The organism is Methylobacterium sp. D54C (assembly GCF_053345595.1).
Genome location: NZ_JBKFAK010000001.1, coordinates 673,320 through 688,491 on the forward strand (window position 1 = coordinate 673,320; position 15,172 = coordinate 688,491).

Annotated in this window: 14 protein-coding genes; 10 read left to right on the top strand and 4 right to left on the bottom strand. The window is 71.0% G+C overall.

The features are described from left to right. The first annotated feature begins 1 nt into the window (after position 1). Together ACLBYB_RS03375 and ACLBYB_RS03380 are read left to right on the top strand one after the other, a co-directional pair. Complete coding sequence (locus ACLBYB_RS03375; RefSeq protein WP_020091590.1) at positions 2-811, top strand: PstS family phosphate ABC transporter substrate-binding protein; 810 nt, start codon at positions 2-4, stop codon at positions 809-811. Then, entirely contained in the window at positions 808-3,669 is a 2,862-nt protein-coding gene (locus ACLBYB_RS03380; RefSeq protein ID WP_447697848.1) for a putative bifunctional diguanylate cyclase/phosphodiesterase, read from the top strand. The genes ACLBYB_RS03375 and ACLBYB_RS03380 overlap by 4 nt, the downstream gene beginning before the upstream one ends. Positions 3,670-3,712: 43 nt before the next feature. Here the strand turns inward: ACLBYB_RS03380 and ACLBYB_RS03385 are convergent, their stop codons facing one another. The 4 genes from ACLBYB_RS03385 to ACLBYB_RS03400 all read right to left on the bottom strand — a co-directional run bounded on the left by ACLBYB_RS03385 (position 3,713) and on the right by ACLBYB_RS03400 (position 8,718). After that, on the bottom strand, positions 3,713-4,195 hold the full coding sequence (locus tag ACLBYB_RS03385) for a DUF1203 domain-containing protein (RefSeq protein ID WP_447697849.1): 483 nt from the start codon (positions 4,193-4,195) through the stop codon (positions 3,713-3,715). Between the two features lie 97 nt (positions 4,196-4,292). Continuing rightward, a complete protein-coding gene (locus ACLBYB_RS03390; protein ID WP_447697850.1) occupies positions 4,293-5,348 on the bottom strand; it encodes an adenylate/guanylate cyclase domain-containing protein in 1,056 nt (351 codons plus the stop codon). Between the two features lie 33 nt (positions 5,349-5,381). Further along, complete coding sequence (locus ACLBYB_RS03395; protein WP_026604690.1) at positions 5,382-5,741, bottom strand: response regulator; 360 nt, start codon at positions 5,739-5,741, stop codon at positions 5,382-5,384. A 49-nt stretch (positions 5,742-5,790) separates the two neighbouring features. Then, positions 5,791-8,718 (bottom strand): response regulator, encoded by a 2,928-nt coding sequence (locus ACLBYB_RS03400; RefSeq protein ID WP_447697851.1) that lies wholly within the window; start codon positions 8,716-8,718, stop codon positions 5,791-5,793. Positions 8,719-9,020: 302 nt separating this feature from the next. Between ACLBYB_RS03400 and ACLBYB_RS03405 the strand changes: the two genes are divergently transcribed. The 8 genes from ACLBYB_RS03405 to ACLBYB_RS03440 all read left to right on the top strand — a co-directional run bounded on the left by ACLBYB_RS03405 (position 9,021) and on the right by ACLBYB_RS03440 (position 15,000). Then, the gene (locus tag ACLBYB_RS03405; RefSeq protein ID WP_020091585.1) at positions 9,021-9,230 is read left to right on the top strand and encodes a hypothetical protein; all 210 of its coding nucleotides are present in this window, start codon (positions 9,021-9,023) and stop codon (positions 9,228-9,230) included. 299 nt (positions 9,231-9,529) lie between these two features. Further along, on the top strand, positions 9,530-9,670 hold the full coding sequence (locus tag ACLBYB_RS03410) for a hypothetical protein (RefSeq protein ID WP_020091584.1): 141 nt from the start codon (positions 9,530-9,532) through the stop codon (positions 9,668-9,670). Continuing rightward, on the top strand, positions 9,667-9,930 hold the full coding sequence (locus ACLBYB_RS03415; RefSeq protein WP_447697852.1) for a hypothetical protein: 264 nt from the start codon (positions 9,667-9,669) through the stop codon (positions 9,928-9,930). The genes ACLBYB_RS03410 and ACLBYB_RS03415 overlap by 4 nt, the downstream gene beginning before the upstream one ends. 222 nt (positions 9,931-10,152) lie before the next feature. Then, positions 10,153-10,242, top strand: a complete 90-nt coding sequence (locus tag ACLBYB_RS03420) for a K(+)-transporting ATPase subunit F (RefSeq protein WP_020091582.1) — start codon at positions 10,153-10,155, stop codon at positions 10,240-10,242. A gap of 22 nt (positions 10,243-10,264) precedes the next feature. Next, positions 10,265-11,980, top strand: coding sequence for a potassium-transporting ATPase subunit KdpA (gene kdpA / locus ACLBYB_RS03425; protein WP_020091581.1), 1,716 nt, complete (start codon positions 10,265-10,267; stop codon positions 11,978-11,980). Position 11,981: 1 nt separating this feature from the next. Continuing rightward, positions 11,982-12,176, top strand: a complete 195-nt coding sequence (locus ACLBYB_RS03430) for a hypothetical protein (protein ID WP_447697853.1) — start codon at positions 11,982-11,984, stop codon at positions 12,174-12,176. A gap of 106 nt (positions 12,177-12,282) precedes the next feature. After that, positions 12,283-14,373 carry a potassium-transporting ATPase subunit KdpB gene (gene kdpB / locus ACLBYB_RS03435; protein ID WP_447697854.1) on the top strand — a complete coding sequence of 697 codons (2,091 nt, stop codon included), beginning with the start codon at positions 12,283-12,285 and terminating at the stop codon, positions 14,371-14,373. Between the two features lie 21 nt (positions 14,374-14,394). Beyond that, entirely contained in the window at positions 14,395-15,000 is a 606-nt protein-coding gene (locus tag ACLBYB_RS03440) for a K(+)-transporting ATPase subunit C (protein WP_447697855.1), read from the top strand. The last annotated feature ends 172 nt before the right edge of the window (positions 15,001-15,172 follow it).

Below are 15,172 nucleotides of genomic sequence, written 5' to 3' on the forward strand. Positions count from 1 at the left end.
TATGGCACTGTTATTCACGTCTCTTCGGCGCATCATCGCGGGTGGAATCATCCTCCTGGCCCTGCCGGCCGCCGCGCGCGCGGACGACCTCGCGGTCGTCGGCACGGGCGACGGGATCGAGATGCTCCAGGCCGTGGCGGCCGCCTACAATGCCGAGAGCGGCGACGCGCGCGTGTCGGTGCCGCCGAGCATCGGTTCCGGCGGCGCTGTCGCGGCCGTGGGCGGCGAGCGGCAGAGGCTCGGGCGGGTCGCGCGCCCGCTGACCGAGGCCGAGAAGGCCCAGGGACTCGTGGAGGTGCCGCTCGCCCGCATCCCCTCGGCGATCTTCGTCCATCAGGGCGTCGGCGTCACCAACCTGACCAGCGCGCAGACCGCCGCGATCTTCGCCGGCACGGTCGACAATTGGAGCGCCCTCGGCGGCCCCGATCTGAAGATCCGCGTCGTCCGGCGCGAGGACACGGACAGCACGCTCACGGTCCTGCGGGCCACCATGCCGGGCTGGCGCGACCTCGTCCTGACCAGCCGCTCGAAGACCGCGACCACGACCCAGGACGCGATCGCCACGGTGCGAGAGACGCCCGGCGCGATCGGCTTCGGTCCGTACTCGCCGGCGCTCGCGGGCGATCTCGCGGTCCTGACGATCGACGGCCGGGCCCCGCGCGATCCGACCTATCCGAGCGCCGTGACCCTCGCGCTGATCTACAAGGCCGCCACGCGCGACGCCGCGGCGTCGGCGTTCCTCGCTTTCGCGACCTCCGACCGCGCGGGACAGGTCATGGCGGAGCGGGGCGGCGCCCCGCTCAGGCCGTGACGGGCACCGTCTTCTCGCGTTCCCTGCGCGCGCGCCTCGTCGGCGCCACGCTCTCGACGGCCGCGATCGCGCTGGCGGCGTTGGTTTTCCTCGTGGTTCTGCGCTCCGGCCAGACGCTCCGCGAGCAGGCGCAGGAGGTCTCGACCTGGTCCGAGGCCCAGCTCTCCGACCGCCTGCTCAGCGACGCCAAGCTCGCCGCGGCGCGGCTCCAGATGCAGCGCGAGGACGTCGAGCGGCGCTTCGCCACCATGTCCAAGCGCTGGGACGTCGCGAAGGCGGTCTTCTCCGGCAACACGGTGGCGGCCTCGGAGCTTCTGCGGCCGGCTCTCGCCCTCGCCGATCTCGACGGCGCCATCGCCTTCGACCTCAATCTCCGCGCCCTGACCGCCGACCGCGTCGAGGCGGACCTCCTCGCCGCCAACGCGGCGTTCCGGACGTCGCCCGTCGCGGCGTCCCTGCGGGCCGTGCTCGCCCGCAACGATCGGGAGCACGCGGACGGGTTCGTGCTGTCGCTGCGCTGGGACGACGCGCTCGCGCGGGCGCTCGCCGCCACCGAGAGCGGCACGGTCGCCGACATCTTCGGCGAGCCGCTGTTCGACGATTTCGGCGAGGTGATCGGCGGCCTCGTCGGGTACCGGGTCCTGCGCGCGCACGAGCCGACCCTGACGGCGTTCGCGTCCCTCAGCAACCGCGACGTCCTGATCCTCGCCGACCAGAACCTCCTCTCCTCGGCGGGCTCGGAGGTCTCCAACGCCCAGCTCGGACCCGCGTCGGGCGCCGAGCTGCACGCCGTGCTCGGCGCCGAGAAGGTCGCGCGCTGCATCCCGCAGCCGCCCGACATACGCCTCTGCGTCGCGGCGCCGCTGCGGGAGCTGCAGCAACTCACCGGCAAGGTCGTGGGCATCGGCGAGGAGAGCTCGCGCGCGCTGCTGCGGACGCTCAGCGTCGTCGCCGGTCTCACGCTGTGCCTCGTCGCCGTCGTCATGCTCTTCCTGTCGAGCCGGATCACCCGTCCCCTGGTGCGCATCACCCAGACGGTCTCCGAGGTCGCGCGCGGCAACTGGCACGTCAGCGTGCCCGATATCGACCGTGCCGACGAGGTCGGCGATATCGCGCGGGCCGTCGTCGTGCTGGAGCATTCCCTCTCGGAGCGCGATCAGCTGCGCGACGACGTGTTCCGGCAGAACACGGTCCTGACGGAGCGCGAGCGGCAGCTGCAGGAGCAGAACGAGCGCTTCGACGCCGCCCTGAACAACATGTCCCAGGGTCTGTGCATGTTCGGCGTCCACGGCCGGCTCAAGGTCTACAATTCCCAGTTCTGCCGGATCTACGGGATCGCTCCGGGCGCGCTGGATCTCGAACCGACACAGGATGAGGTTCACCGGCTCGCCGGTCTCACGGACTTGTCGGCCGCGGACAGCGGACCGATCCGCCGGACCCTCACCCGGACGCTCGCCGACGGCCGCTGCATCGAGATCACGGTCGAGCCGATGGCCGATGGCGGCTGGGTGGAGACCCACGAGGACGTCACCGCGAGCGTCACCGCGCAGGCGCGGATCGCGCATCTCGCGACCCACGACGCGCTGACCGGCCTCTCGAATCGAGCGCTCCTGGCCGACCGTCTGGCCGCCGCCTTCGCGGACCATGCGGTCGGCGGCCGGGCGGTGACCGTCATCTGTCTCGACCTCGACGACTTCAAGGGCATCAACGACACACTCGGACATCCGGCCGGCGACGAGCTCCTCCGACAGGTCGGCCGCCGCCTCACCGGACTGTGCCCGTCCGGCGGAACGGTGGCGCGCCTCGGCGGCGACGAGTTCGCGATGGTCCTCTTCGAGGCAGACCTGCCGGACGGCGTCCTCGCCCTGGCGGAGCAGATCCTGATCCAGCTCAGGCGGCCGTTCTTCCTGGCCGGCCAGTTCGTGTCCGTCGACGGGAGTCTCGGCATCGCCGTCTCCGGCACGGAGGATGCCGACGGCGACGATCTCCTGCGCCGCGCCGACGTCGCCCTCTACGCCGCGAAGGCCGACGGCGGTCGGCGCGTCCGCGTCTTCGAGCAGGAGATGGAGGAGCGTCAGAACCAGCGGCGCTGGCTGGAACGCGAGCTGCGGCTGGCGATCGGCACCGCGCAGATCGAGCTGCACTATCAGCCGCTGTTCGACCTGGCGACGAACGCGGTGACGAGCTTCGAGGCCCTCGCGCGGTGGCACCACCCGGAACGCGGGATGATCTCGCCCGGCGAGTTCATCCCGGTCGCCGAGGCGACGGGGCTGATCGACGCCCTCGGCGCCTACGTGCTCGAACGGGCCTGCGCCGATGCCATGACGTGGCCCGGCTCCCTGCGGGTCGCCGTCAACATCTCGCCGATCCAGTTCCGCGAAGGCAATCTCGACCGTTTCGTCGAGGAGGTCCTGCTGAAGACCGAGCTGCCGAGCCACCGTCTCGAGCTGGAGATCACCGAGTCGGTCATTCTGAGCCAGGATCAGGCGAGCTTCGAGATGCTGAGCCGCCTGCGCTCCTTAGGCGTGCGGTTCTCGATGGACGATTTCGGGACCGGCTACTCGTCCCTCTCCTCCCTGAACACCTTCCGATTCGATAAGATCAAGCTGGACCAGTCCTTCGTCCGGAACCTTCTGGAAAAGGACGAGGCGGCGGCGATCGTCCACGTCGTCGCCGAACTCGGCCGCAGCCTGAAGATCACGACGACGGCCGAGGGCGTCGAGACCCCGGAGCAACTGGCCCGGCTGCGGGCGAGCGGGTTCTCGGAGGTCCAGGGCTACCTGCTGAGCAGGCCGATCCCGGCGGCTGGCGTGGCGGCCTTCATCAACGCGCAGGAGCATATCCACGTCGCGGCCTGAGCGGGCCGCGCAACGGCCCGTTGGGCGGCTCGGCGGCTCGCGCTCAGTCGGCGACGCGCTCCACGCGGGACAGGAGGCACCCGGGCCGCGCCGTGTGGATGTTGACGAAGCGGGTGCGCGGATCGTCGAGGGCGCGGCGGAGCGGAACCTCGGCCTCGCTCCCGGGACAGACCTGTCCGAGATCGTAGAGGCAGAGATGGTCCGCGTCGTAGGCACGGACCGAGACCAGCGTGTTCGCGCGGACGATCGGCGCGAGGCCGTCGACCGCCTCGGCGCGCGGGCACTCGTCCGCGTGCAGGAAGATCGGACTGGGTGTCCAGTAGATCCCGCGCGGCTCGGGCAGGTCGTAGGATCCGAGCAGCATGGTCTCGCCGGGCCGGCCGAGCTGCAGGCAGTGTCGGCAGGGAAAGCCGCCATCCGCCGTCGCGACGACCCGACGGACCGGGTTGTCCCGGTCGTCCAGGCCGGTGGTACGGAAGCGATCGGCGGTCTCCGTCGGGATCGGAACGCAGCGATAACGGGTCATGGTGCACCTCCGGGACGGGCCCTAAGCTCCGTCCCGGCGCGCCGCATCCCGCTTCTTGCTGCGCAATCCGGAACGCTCCGCGGCCGCCGCGGGCGTCTCAGGCCGGGGTCGCGTCGCCGGCCGCGAGGGCGTGGCAGTACACGTCGACCGCGCCCTTGCCCTTCAGCGTCACCGGGCCGATCGGCCGGACGTCGCGCGGGTCAGGCAGGCGCGCGAAGGCCTCGCGCGACAGGTGCAGCGCGCACCCTTCGCCGAGGCCCGCGAGCCGGGCGGCGACGTTCACGGTGTCGCCCCACAGGTCGAAGGTGAACTTCGTCCGGCCGACGATGCCGCCGACGACCGGCCCGATATGGATGCCGCCGCGGATCCGCCAGCCCGGCTCGCCCTCGGCCGCGATCGCCACCATGTCGGCGGCGCAGCGGATGGCGGCGGAGACCGGGTCGTCGTGCGGCCGCAGCAGGTTGGCCGTGGCCATGAAGGCGTCGCCGATCGTCTTGATGTTCTCCAGGCCGCGCGCCTGCGCGACCACCTCGAAGGCCTCCGCGAGGCGCTGGATCTCCGCGACGACGACGTCCGGGCTCTGGTCGTGGCACCACGTGGTGAAGCCGACGAGGTCGATGAACAGGACCGCGACGTCGCCGAACAGCCGCGGCTTGACCTGCCCGGTCTCCATCAGCTCCGCCACCGCCGAGACCGGCAGGATGGCGTGCAGGAGTTCGTCGGCGCGCTTGCGCTCGCGCTCGATGGTCCGCAGATGCGCGACCTCGCGGTCGTGCGCCCGCTTCCGCTCCAGGCAGGACCGGATGCGCGCCTCCAGGATCACGGGCTCGAAGGGCTTCGGCAGGTAGTCGAAGGCGCCGAGCTCGATGCACCGGACGATGCTGCCGATCTCCATGAGGGCGGAGATCATCACGACGGGCGTGTGGCGCCACGCCTCGTGGGCCTTCATCCGCTCGAGCACGGCGTAGCCGTCCAGGGCCGGCATCATCACGTCGAGGAGCACGAGGTCGAACGGCTCCTCGCTCAGCCGATCGAGGGCCGCCCGCCCGTTCGCCGCCCGCACGCTGGCGTGGCCGAGGAGCTCCAGCTCCTGCTCCAGCAGGTCGAGGTTGAAGGGCTCATCGTCGACGATGAGGATGCGGGCTGGCTCCACGGGTCCTCCCTTCCTGGCGTGAGACGGCCGCGCTCAGCCGAGCCAGTGCTGCAGCTTGGCGAAGAGCAGGTCCTCGTCGACGGGCTTCGTCATGAAGTCGTCGCAGCCGGCGGCCCGCGCGCGGTCCTCGTCGCCGGTCATCGCGTTGGCGGTGATCGCCATCACCGGGATGGCGGCGGTCGTCGCGTCGGCCTTGATCCGGCGCGTCGCCTCCCAGCCGTCGACGAGCGGCAGCGACAGGTCCATGAGGATGAGATCCGGCCGGTGCGCGATCGCCATGTCCACGCCGGCGGCCCCGTCGACGGCGATCAGGATCTCGTACTCGTCCTCGAGCAACTGGGTCAGCAGATCGCGGTTGAGCGCGACGTCCTCGACGATGAGAATCCGCTTCATGGGCCGGTCCCGGGCGTTGCGGGCCGCCACGGGCAGGTCGTTGCCGACCTCATCGGTCACCGTCGGCGGTCTCGGTCTCCAGGACCGGCAGCACGCGGCGGACCTCCCGGACCAGGGCGGCGCGATCGAGCCCGCCCTTGTCGATCAGTCCGAGCACGCGCTCGCGGAGCATGCCGCGCTCGGCGGGATCCAGGGACGCGGCGGTCAGGACCACGACGGGGATCGACCGGGCGGCGGGATCCGCCTGCAGGGCGTCCAGGAAGGCGAGACCGTCCATCCGCGGCATGAGCAGGTCGAGGAGGATGACGCTGGGGCGGGCCTGCGCGATGCGCTCCAGGCCGGCCGCGCCGTCGGCCACCCAGTCGACGGTGCAGTGCTCCGAGTCGAGCAGCTGCCGCACGAGGTCCGGCACGTTGGGATCGTCGTCGATCACGAGGATGCGCTCGTTGTCGGGGGCGATCCGCGCGAGGGCGCCGATCAGGGCCTCCCGCTCGAACGGCTTCACCATGTAGTCGGTCGCGCCGAGCCGGAAGCCGAGCTCCTTCTGGTCGACGATGGAGATCAAGACGACCGGGATGTCCCGGGTCAGCGGATCGGTCTTCAGCGCGTGCAGCACCTGCCAGCCGTCGGTGCCGGGCATCATGATGTCGAGGGTGATGGCCCGCGGCTGCAGCTCCCGGGCCTTGACCAGCCCTTCCTGGCCGCTCGCCGCCCCGATCACCGTGTAGCCGGCATCGGCGAGGTTTTCCTTCAGCAGGTAGACGACGTTGGGATCGTCGTCGATCGCGAGCACGACCTTGGCGGCCGAGCGCGGCGCGGTGACGGCGGCGGGTGCCGGCTTCGGGGGCGGCGGCACCTCGGCGCCGCCGGCGATCCGCGGCGGGATGGTGAGCGTGAAGGTCGATCCCTCGCCCTCGCGGCTCTCGACGCCGATCCGGCCGCCGAGCAGGCGCGCGAGCCGGTGGCTGATCGCGAGCCCGAGCCCGGTGCCGCTGTGGGACCGGGTCGCGCTGTTGTCGACCTGATGGAACTCCTCGAAGATCGCGCTCAGGGCGCCCGCCGGGATGCCGATGCCGGTATCCATCACGGCGAACTCGATGCCCTCATCGATCGAGCGGACGCGGAGCGTGACCGATCCGGCCTCGGTGAACTTGATGGCGTTGCTGAGCAGGTTGATCAGGATCTGCCGCAGCTTCTCCTCGTCCGTGCGCAGCATCTGGGGCGGGTCCCGGACGTCCCGGACGAGGCGCACGCCCTCGTTCTTGACGAGGGGCTCGACGGTGCGGAGGCACAGGTCGAGCACCGGCTCCAGGGCGAAGTCCGAGGGCTTGACCTCCATGCGCCCCGCCTCGACCTTGGCGAGGTCGAGGATGCTGTTGATCAGCGAGAGCAGGTGCTCGGAACTCGCCAGGATCTTCTCGAGATTCTCGAACTGCTTGACCGGCAGGACATCCTTCGCCCGCCGCATCACCAGCCGGGTGAAGCCGATGATCGCGTTGAGCGGGGTCCGCAATTCGTGGCTCATGTTGGCGAGGAAGCTGCTCTTGGCGCGGCTCGCCTCCTCGGCCGCCTCCTTCGCCTGACGCAGGCTCTCCTCGGCCTGCTTGCGCTCGATCACGCGGCCGAGCTGCGCGCCGATATTGCTCATGACCCGGAGCAGCGAGGCGTCCGGCGGGGACGCGTCACGGGCGAAGAACTCCAGCACCGCGACGACGTCGCGCCCGACCGTCACCGGAAAGGCGAACCCCGCCCGGATGCCGTGCTCGACCGCCGCCGGCGCGCGCGGGTCCGCGGCCAGCGTCGGGTCCCCGACGCTCCATTCCGGCGCGCCCGAGACCAGAACGCGGCCGGCCAGGCCCGATCCGGCAGCCAGCGACGTGGCGGCCGTGGCAGCCTGGAATCGCGCGACATCCGCGCCGGGGTCGCAGTGCCAGATGCCGGTCGGGAGCAGCGTCCGCGTTCCGTCCCGGGCCAGGATATGGGCGTGACCGACGGGCCAGCCGGCGTGCTGCGCGACGCGCTCGAGGCAGAAGCGCAGGGCGTCCTCGACCGTCGGAGCCTCGTTGGCGGCCGCGGCGGCGGCCTGGAGCAGCTCGACGAAGGCGGTCTGCTTCTGCAGCGCCAGCTCGGCCTCCTTGCGCTCGGTGATGTCGCTCCAGGACTCGACCACCTCGACGGGCTGGCCCGCCGCGTCCCGCAGGAGGCGCTGCTCGTCCCGGACCCAGCGATAGGTGCCGTTCGCGTGCCGGAACCGGTACTCGATGACGTTGTGCCCGTCCGCGAGCAGGTTCGGGAACTCGGCGAGCACGCGGTCGCGGTCGTCGGGATGGAGCCGCTCCAGCCAGAATTCCGGCCCCGCCAGGTAATCGCCGGGCTCGTAGCCGAGGAGATCGCGCACGTTCTCGCTGATGAAGGTCGGCGCGTTGCGGCCCCCCACCTCGAAGCTGCAGATCATCGACGGGGACGCGGTGAGCAGGTAGGTCAGCCGCCCCTGCGTCGCCTGGAGCACCTGCTCGGCGCGCTTGATCTCGGTCACGTCGGTGTAGACCGCGACGACGCCGCCGTCGTTGGTCTTGCGCTCGTTGACCTGGACCCAGCGGCCGTCGACGCGCTGCTGGAGAAGCGGACCGCGCGGCGCGCGGTAATGGGCGATGCGCTCGGCGACCCAGGCCTCGACGCTCATCCCGTCCGGCCGTACGACGCAGGTCTCCGCGACGGCGTTGGCGATGGCCTCGAAGGTCACGCCGGGCACGATGATGGCCGACAGGCCGGGATGGAAATCCTGGAAGTGCCCGTTGCACAGGACGAGGCGATCGTCCGGGTCGAACAGCGCGAAGCCCTCCGAGCTGCTCTCGATCGCCTCGACGAGCTTCTGCTTGGCGACCCCGGCCTCGTCGAGAGGCCCGGCGCTCCGGCTAGGGCCGGCGTCGGCGGCCCGACCTGTCTCGCTGGGTGATCCGGCCGGCGCGTGGGACATACCTCGAACCACTCCGACACCGACGCGCCAGGGGTGACGCCTTGCCCTGCCAAGCCTGATCTGCGCGATGCCCGCGGGCGCGCAATTCATTATTCGGCACCGTCGCATGGTCTATTTTGCGGATCAAGCTGTACGGGAATCGCTGTCCCGCCCCAGTCACGGGCTCGCCGTTCGTCGCGCAGTTCGTCGCCCGTCTGCCGGCTTCTCGCTTCCAATCCCGTCCGGAACGCATCGGTGCCATGTCTCGGCGCGGCGTGGCGGCACGCCGAGAAGGTGTATCTTCCGTGAAAACGGAGGAAACGATGGCTTACAAGATCACTTTTCGCCGCGGAAAACGCGAGAGCTTCACCAAGCTGTGGCCGTGCGACCTCGAGGCGGCGACGGCCTACGCGCTCGCGCAGCTCCCCCTGCAGCAGCGCGAGAACGGGGCGACCTCTGTCACCGTGGTCTGCGAGCGGACCGGCGAGGTCGTGTTCAACTCGACCGAGCAGCCCGAGGCCGCGACGGTCTAGGGCGTCGCCCGGCCGCGGACCGGACGCTCACGGAGGGGCCGCGTCGTGCCACTAGATCCCCTCCGTGCGCCCGAGCCCGTCCCGGCCTCGGTGGGCCGCGCCGAACCGGGATCCGGCGCCCACGACTCACCGCCCCGCGTCCTGCACGCGCTCGATCCGCGCTTTCTCGGGCTGACGGGCGCGCCGGCCCCCCATCCTGATGACATCCCTATGCCGGACGCCCCGCGCGCATCTTGGTCCCTCACGGCCGATGCGGACGTGGTCGCGCCATCGGGCATCAGCCCGGATGGAGCCTCCGCATGCCGATCGTCCGTTACATCCTCGCCGAGTGCAGGGCCGACCGCGTCTTCGCGCTGATGGTCGTCGCGCTCGGCGGGTGGTCCGCCGTGTCCCTCGCGCTGCTCGCGCTGAACGTCTTCGAACCCCTGCGGGTCCAGTGAGCGCCGGAGCCGCGCCGCCCTGTCGCGGCGGCGCCGCGTCGCCGTCCGGCACGGCACCCCCGGCGCTATTCATCCAGCCGCTGGCGGGCCGCTGCCGCGTCTGCGGCCTCGCCTACGGCGGCATCCTCGGCCGCGAGGCGGGGGTGATCCGGCTCGATCGCGCCCGGTGGCGCCGTCTCTGCCCGGGCGCGGCGTGGCTGACCGTGCCGGCCGCCTGCGCGGGTCTCCGGGCCAGCTTCGGCGGGAACGCCGGATCCTAACGCGGCCCTTATAAACTCCCGCCCGGTCCTCGCTCGAACCCTAACGCGGTTCCCGGCGACACTGCTGGTCGGCCAAGGCCGGCCGCGGAGCCTCCGCGGCCGGTCCGCCGAACCGGACCCGACCACCATGCTCGACATCGTCTTCCTCGCAGGGGGCCTCGCCTTCTTCGCCGCGGCGGCCGGCTACGCGGCCGCCTGCGACCGGCTCTGAGAGAGGCCGCCATGACCCTCGATCTCGCCCTCGGCGCCTGCGTGACCGCCGGCCTCCTCGTCTACCTCACCTACGCCCTCGTCCGCCCCGAGCGGTTCTGAGCGGCCCTGACGGATCTCCCCCATGACCCTCAACGGCTGGATCCAGATCGCGCTGTACGGCGCGATCGTTCTGGCGCTCGTGAAGCCCCTCGGGTCGTACATGACCCGCGTCTTCACCGGAGAGCGCACCCTCCTCTCGCCCGTGCTCGGACCGATCGAGCGCGGGCTCTACCGCGTGTCCGGCATCGATGACCGCCAGGAGCAGCACTGGCTGGCCTATACGGGCGCGGTCATCCTGTTCCACGTGCTGGGCTTCGCGGTGCTCTACGCGATCCTGCGCCTGCAGGCGGTACTGCCGCTGAATCCGGCCGATCAGAGCGCGGTGGCGCCGGATCTCGCGTTCAACACGTCGACCAGCTTCATCACCAACACCAACTGGCAGTCCTACGGTGGCGAGACCACGCTGTCGTACCTGTCCCAGATGCTGGGCCTGACGCACCAGAACTTCCTGTCGGCGGCGACCGGCATCGCGGTCGCGGTGGCGCTGATCCGCGGGTTCGCCCGCGCCTCCAGCGGCACGATCGGCTCGTTCTGGGTCGATGTGACCCGCGCGACCCTCTACGTGCTGCTGCCGATCTGCATCCCCTACACGCTGTTCCTGGTCTGGCAGGGCATGCCGCAGACGCTCAGCGCCTACGCGGACGCCACGACGCTGGAGGGCGCCAAGCAGACCATCGCGCTGGGCCCGGTCGCGAGCCAGGTGGCGATCAAGATGCTCGGCACCAACGGCGGCGGCTTCTTCAACGCCAACGCCGCGCACCCCTTCGAGAACCCCACCGCCCTGTCGAACTTCGTCCAGATGGTCTCGATCTTCGCGATCGGCGCCGCACTGACCAACGTCTTCGGCCGCATGGTCGGTGACGAGCGTCAGGGCTGGGCGATCCTCGGCGCCATGGGAATCCTGTTCCTGGCCGGCGTCGCCGTCACCTACTGGGCCGAGGCCAACGGCAGCTCGGTGCTCAGCAGCTTCGGGCTCACCGGCGGCAACATGGAGGGCAAGGAGGTCCGCTTCGGGATCAGCGCCTCGGCGCTGTTCGCGGTGATCACCACCGCGGCCTCCTGCGGCGCGGTGAACGCCATGCACGACTCGTTCACGGCGCTCGGCGGCCTGATCCCGCTGCTCAACATGCAGCTGGGCGAGGTCATCATCGGCGGCGTCGGCGCCGGCCTCTACGGCATGCTGATCTTCGTCATCGTGGCGATCTTCGTGGCGGGCCTGATGGTCGGCCGCACCCCCGAATACCTCGGCAAGAAGATCGAGGCGAAGGAGGTGAAGATGGCCATGCTCGGCATCCTCTGCCTGCCGCTGATGATGCTGGGCTTCACCGCCCTGGCGACGGTGGTGCCGGCGGGCCTCGCCGGCCCGGCCAATGCCGGCCCGCACGGCTTCTCGGAGATCCTCTACGCCTACACGTCGGCGGCGGCCAACAACGGCTCGGCCTTCGGCGGGCTGACGGCCAACACGCTGTTCTACAACAGCACGCTCGCCGTCGGCATGCTGGTCGGCCGGTTCTTCGTGAAGATCCCGGTGCTCGCCATCGCGGGCTCGCTCGCGGCCAAGAAGACGGTCCCGGCCTCCGCGGGCACGTTCCCCACCCACGGTGGCCTGTTCGTCGGGCTGCTGGTCGGCGTCGTGCTGATCATGGGCGGCCTGACCTTCTTCCCGTCGCTCGCGCTCGGCCCGATCGTGGAGCACTTCGCCGGCGCGGCCGGCCAGACCTTCGCGACGGGGGGCTGAGATGCCGCGCGCTTTCCCCGCCCGGCGCGTCCCGCGCCACCACCTCGCGCTGCACCGCCCTCCTCTGCGGCACGACCGCGGCGGCGCCCAGCCCCTGCGGACCTCCGACCTCATCCTGGCGCTCCTCGGCGTCGTGATGCTCGGCGGCTTCGCCCTGCTGGCCGCCTACGCGCTCACCCTCGGCGCCGGGGGCTGAGCCTCCGCAACGGTGAACGCGCGCGCAGCGAAGCGCGGCCCTGGGTTGCTTCGCTCCGCTCGCAAGGACGGCAGCCTCACTCCAATCTCTCCTCCGGACATCTCCCATGTCGCGTCACACATCATCCCTGTTCAGCGCCGCCCTGATCGGGCCGGCCCTCCTCGGCTCGGTACGAAAACTCGATCCGCGGGCCATGATCCGAAACCCGGTCATGTTCGTGGTCGAGGTCGTGGCGCTCCTCACCACCGTGCTGTTCGTCCGCGACCTCGTCACCGGCGGCAGCGACCTGCTCTTCTCGGGCCAGATCATCCTCTGGCTGTGGTTCACCCTGATCTTCGCCAACTTCGCCGAGGCCCTCGCGGAGGGTCGCGGCAAGGCCCAGGCCGACAGCCTGCGGCGCACCCGCACCGAGATGACCGCCAAGCGCCTCATTGGGCAGGGCCGGGCCTTCGAGACGGTGCCGGGCACCTCGCTCAAGGTCGGCGACGTCGTCCTGGTCGAGGCCGGAGACCTGATCCCGTCCGACGGCGAGGTGATCGAGGGCGTCGCCTCCGTGAACGAGGCGGCCATCACGGGCGAATCCGCCCCGGTGATCCGAGAATCCGGCGGCGACCGCTCGGCGGTGACCGGCGGCACGCAGGTCCTGTCGGACGAGATCAAGGTCCGCATCACCGCCGCGGCCGGCTCGACCTTCGTCGACCGGATGATCGCGCTCGTGGAGGGCGCCTCGCGGCAGAAGACGCCGAACGAGATCGCCCTGAACATCCTGCTCGCCGGCCTCACCCTCGTGTTCGTCTTCGCGGTGGCCTCGATCCCGAGCTTCGCGAGCTACGCGGGCGGGTCGATCCCCGTGATCGTGCTGGTCGCCCTGTTCGTCACGCTGATCCCGACGACGATCGGCGCGCTGCTCTCGGCGATCGGCATCGCCGGCATGGACCGGCTGGTCCGCTTCAACGTGCTCGCGATGTCGGGCCGCGCCGTGGAGGCGGCGGGCGACGTCGACACGCTGCTCCTCGACAAGACCGGCACGATCACCCTCGGCAACCGTCAGGCGACCGAGTTCCGCCCCGTCCGCGGCGTCAGCGAGCAGGATCTCGCCGACGCCGCGCAGCTCGCCTCGCTCGCCGACGAGACGCCGGAGGGCCGCTCCATCGTGGTGCTGGCCAAGGAGAAGTACGGCATCCGCGCCCGGGACATGGGCGGCCTCAACGCCACCTTCGTGCCGTTCACCGCGCAGTCGCGGATGTCGGGGGTGGATCTGCAGGGCACGTCGATCCGCAAGGGCGCCGTCGATGCCGTCATCGCCTCGGTCTCGGGCCAGCCCATCGCCTCGCGCGGCTCCAACGTCGCCCTGGCCGTCCGCCCCGAGGCCGAGACCGGCGTCGTGACCGAGATCCGCGCCATCGCGGAGGAGATCGCCAAGGCCGGCGGTACGCCGCTCGCCGTCGCCAGGGACGGCCGCCTGCTGGGCGTGGTCTACCTCAAGGACATCGTGAAGGGCGGCATCCGCGAGCGCTTCGCCGAGCTGCGCCAGATGGGCATCCGCACGGTGATGATCACCGGCGACAACCCGATGACCGCGGCGGCGATCGCCGCCGAGGCCGGCGTCGACGACTTCCTCGCCCAAGCGACTCCGGAGGACAAGCTCGCGCTGATCCGCAAGGAGCAGGCGGACGGCAAGCTCGTCGCCATGTGCGGTGACGGCACCAACGACGCCCCGGCGCTGGCCCAGGCCGATGTCGGCGTCGCCATGAACACCGGCACCGTCGCGGCCCGCGAGGCGGGCAACATGGTCGACCTCGACAGCGACCCCACGAAGCTCATCGAGATCGTCGGCATCGGCAAGCAGCTGCTGATGACCCGCGGCGCGCTGACGACCTTCTCGATCGCGAACGACGTGGCCAAGTACTTCGCCATCATCCCGGCGATGTTCCTCACGCTCTACCCGCAGCTCCAGGCGCTGAACGTCATGGGCCTGGCCTCGCCGCAGAGCGCGATCCTGTCGGCGATCATCTTCAATGCGCTCATCATCGTCGCGCTGATCCCGCTGGCCCTGCGCGGCGTCACCTACCGGGCCGTCGGCGCGGCCGCGCTGCTGCGCCGGAACCTCCTGATCTACGGCCTCGGCGGCGTCCTGGTGCCCTTCGTTGGCATCAAGGCCATCGACCTCGCCGTCAGCGCCCTCCACCTCGCCTGAACCGGTCCCCGGAGACCTGCCATGCTCAACCAGCTTCGCCCCGCCCTGGTCCTGCTCACCGCCCTGACGGCGATCACCGGCCTCGCCTACCCCCTCGCGATGACGGGCCTCGCCGGCGCCATCTTCCCCGCGAAGGCCGCCGGCAGCCTGATCGCGCGCGACGGCACGGTCGTCGGCTCCAGCCTGATCGGCCAGAACTTCACGGGTGCCGGCTACTTCCACGGCCGGCCCTCGGCGACGACGGCGCCGGACCCGTCCGACGCCGCGAAGACGGTGCCGATGCCCTACAACGCGGCGAACTCCTCGGGCTCGAATCTCGGCCCGACCAGCGCCGCCCTCGCCGAGCGGGTGAAGGGCGATCTCGACGCGCTCAGGGCCGAGAACCCGGATGCGCCCGTCCCGGTCGACCTCGTCACGACCAGCGGCTCGGGCCTCGACCCGGACATCTCGCCCGAGGCCGCCTACTTCCAGGTTCCCCGCGTCGCCAAGGCCCGCAACATCCCGGCGGACAAGCTGCGCGCTCTGGTGTCGTCCCGCATCGAGGCGCGCACCCTCGGCCTCCTGGGTGAGCCGCGCGTCAACGTGCTGGCGCTGAACCTCGCGGTCGACGATCTCGCCCGTCGCTGAGGCGCGCCCAGCAGCAGGGGGGACCCCGAAGCTGCGCTGCGGATCCCGCTTCGTCTTCGCGAGCGAAGCGAAGCAATCCAGCCGCGCCACGCTCACCGGCGTCAGCTGCCCTGGGTTGCTTCGCTCCGCTCGCGATGACGCGACGATCCCGCGTTGTCCGCGGGGTTTTGCT

Coding starts and splice junctions, on each gene's coding strand:
- ACLBYB_RS03375 (WP_020091590.1), top strand. CDS start 2: ATGGCACTGTTATTCACGTCTCTTCGGCGCATCATCGCGGGTGGAATC.
- ACLBYB_RS03385 (WP_447697849.1), bottom strand. CDS start 4,195: ATGACCCGTTATCGCTGCGTTCCGATCCCGACGGAGACCGCCGATCGC.
- ACLBYB_RS03395 (WP_026604690.1), bottom strand. CDS start 5,741: ATGAAGCGGATTCTCATCGTCGAGGACGTCGCGCTCAACCGCGATCTG.
- ACLBYB_RS03400 (WP_447697851.1), bottom strand. CDS start 8,718: ATGTCCCACGCGCCGGCCGGATCACCCAGCGAGACAGGTCGGGCCGCC.
- ACLBYB_RS03405 (WP_020091585.1), top strand. CDS start 9,021: ATGGCTTACAAGATCACTTTTCGCCGCGGAAAACGCGAGAGCTTCACC.
- ACLBYB_RS03410 (WP_020091584.1), top strand. CDS start 9,530: ATGCCGATCGTCCGTTACATCCTCGCCGAGTGCAGGGCCGACCGCGTC.
- ACLBYB_RS03420 (WP_020091582.1), top strand. CDS start 10,153: ATGACCCTCGATCTCGCCCTCGGCGCCTGCGTGACCGCCGGCCTCCTC.
- kdpA (WP_020091581.1), top strand. CDS start 10,265: ATGACCCTCAACGGCTGGATCCAGATCGCGCTGTACGGCGCGATCGTT.
- ACLBYB_RS03430 (WP_447697853.1), top strand. CDS start 11,982: ATGCCGCGCGCTTTCCCCGCCCGGCGCGTCCCGCGCCACCACCTCGCG.
- kdpB (WP_447697854.1), top strand. CDS start 12,283: ATGTCGCGTCACACATCATCCCTGTTCAGCGCCGCCCTGATCGGGCCG.
- ACLBYB_RS03440 (WP_447697855.1), top strand. CDS start 14,395: ATGCTCAACCAGCTTCGCCCCGCCCTGGTCCTGCTCACCGCCCTGACG.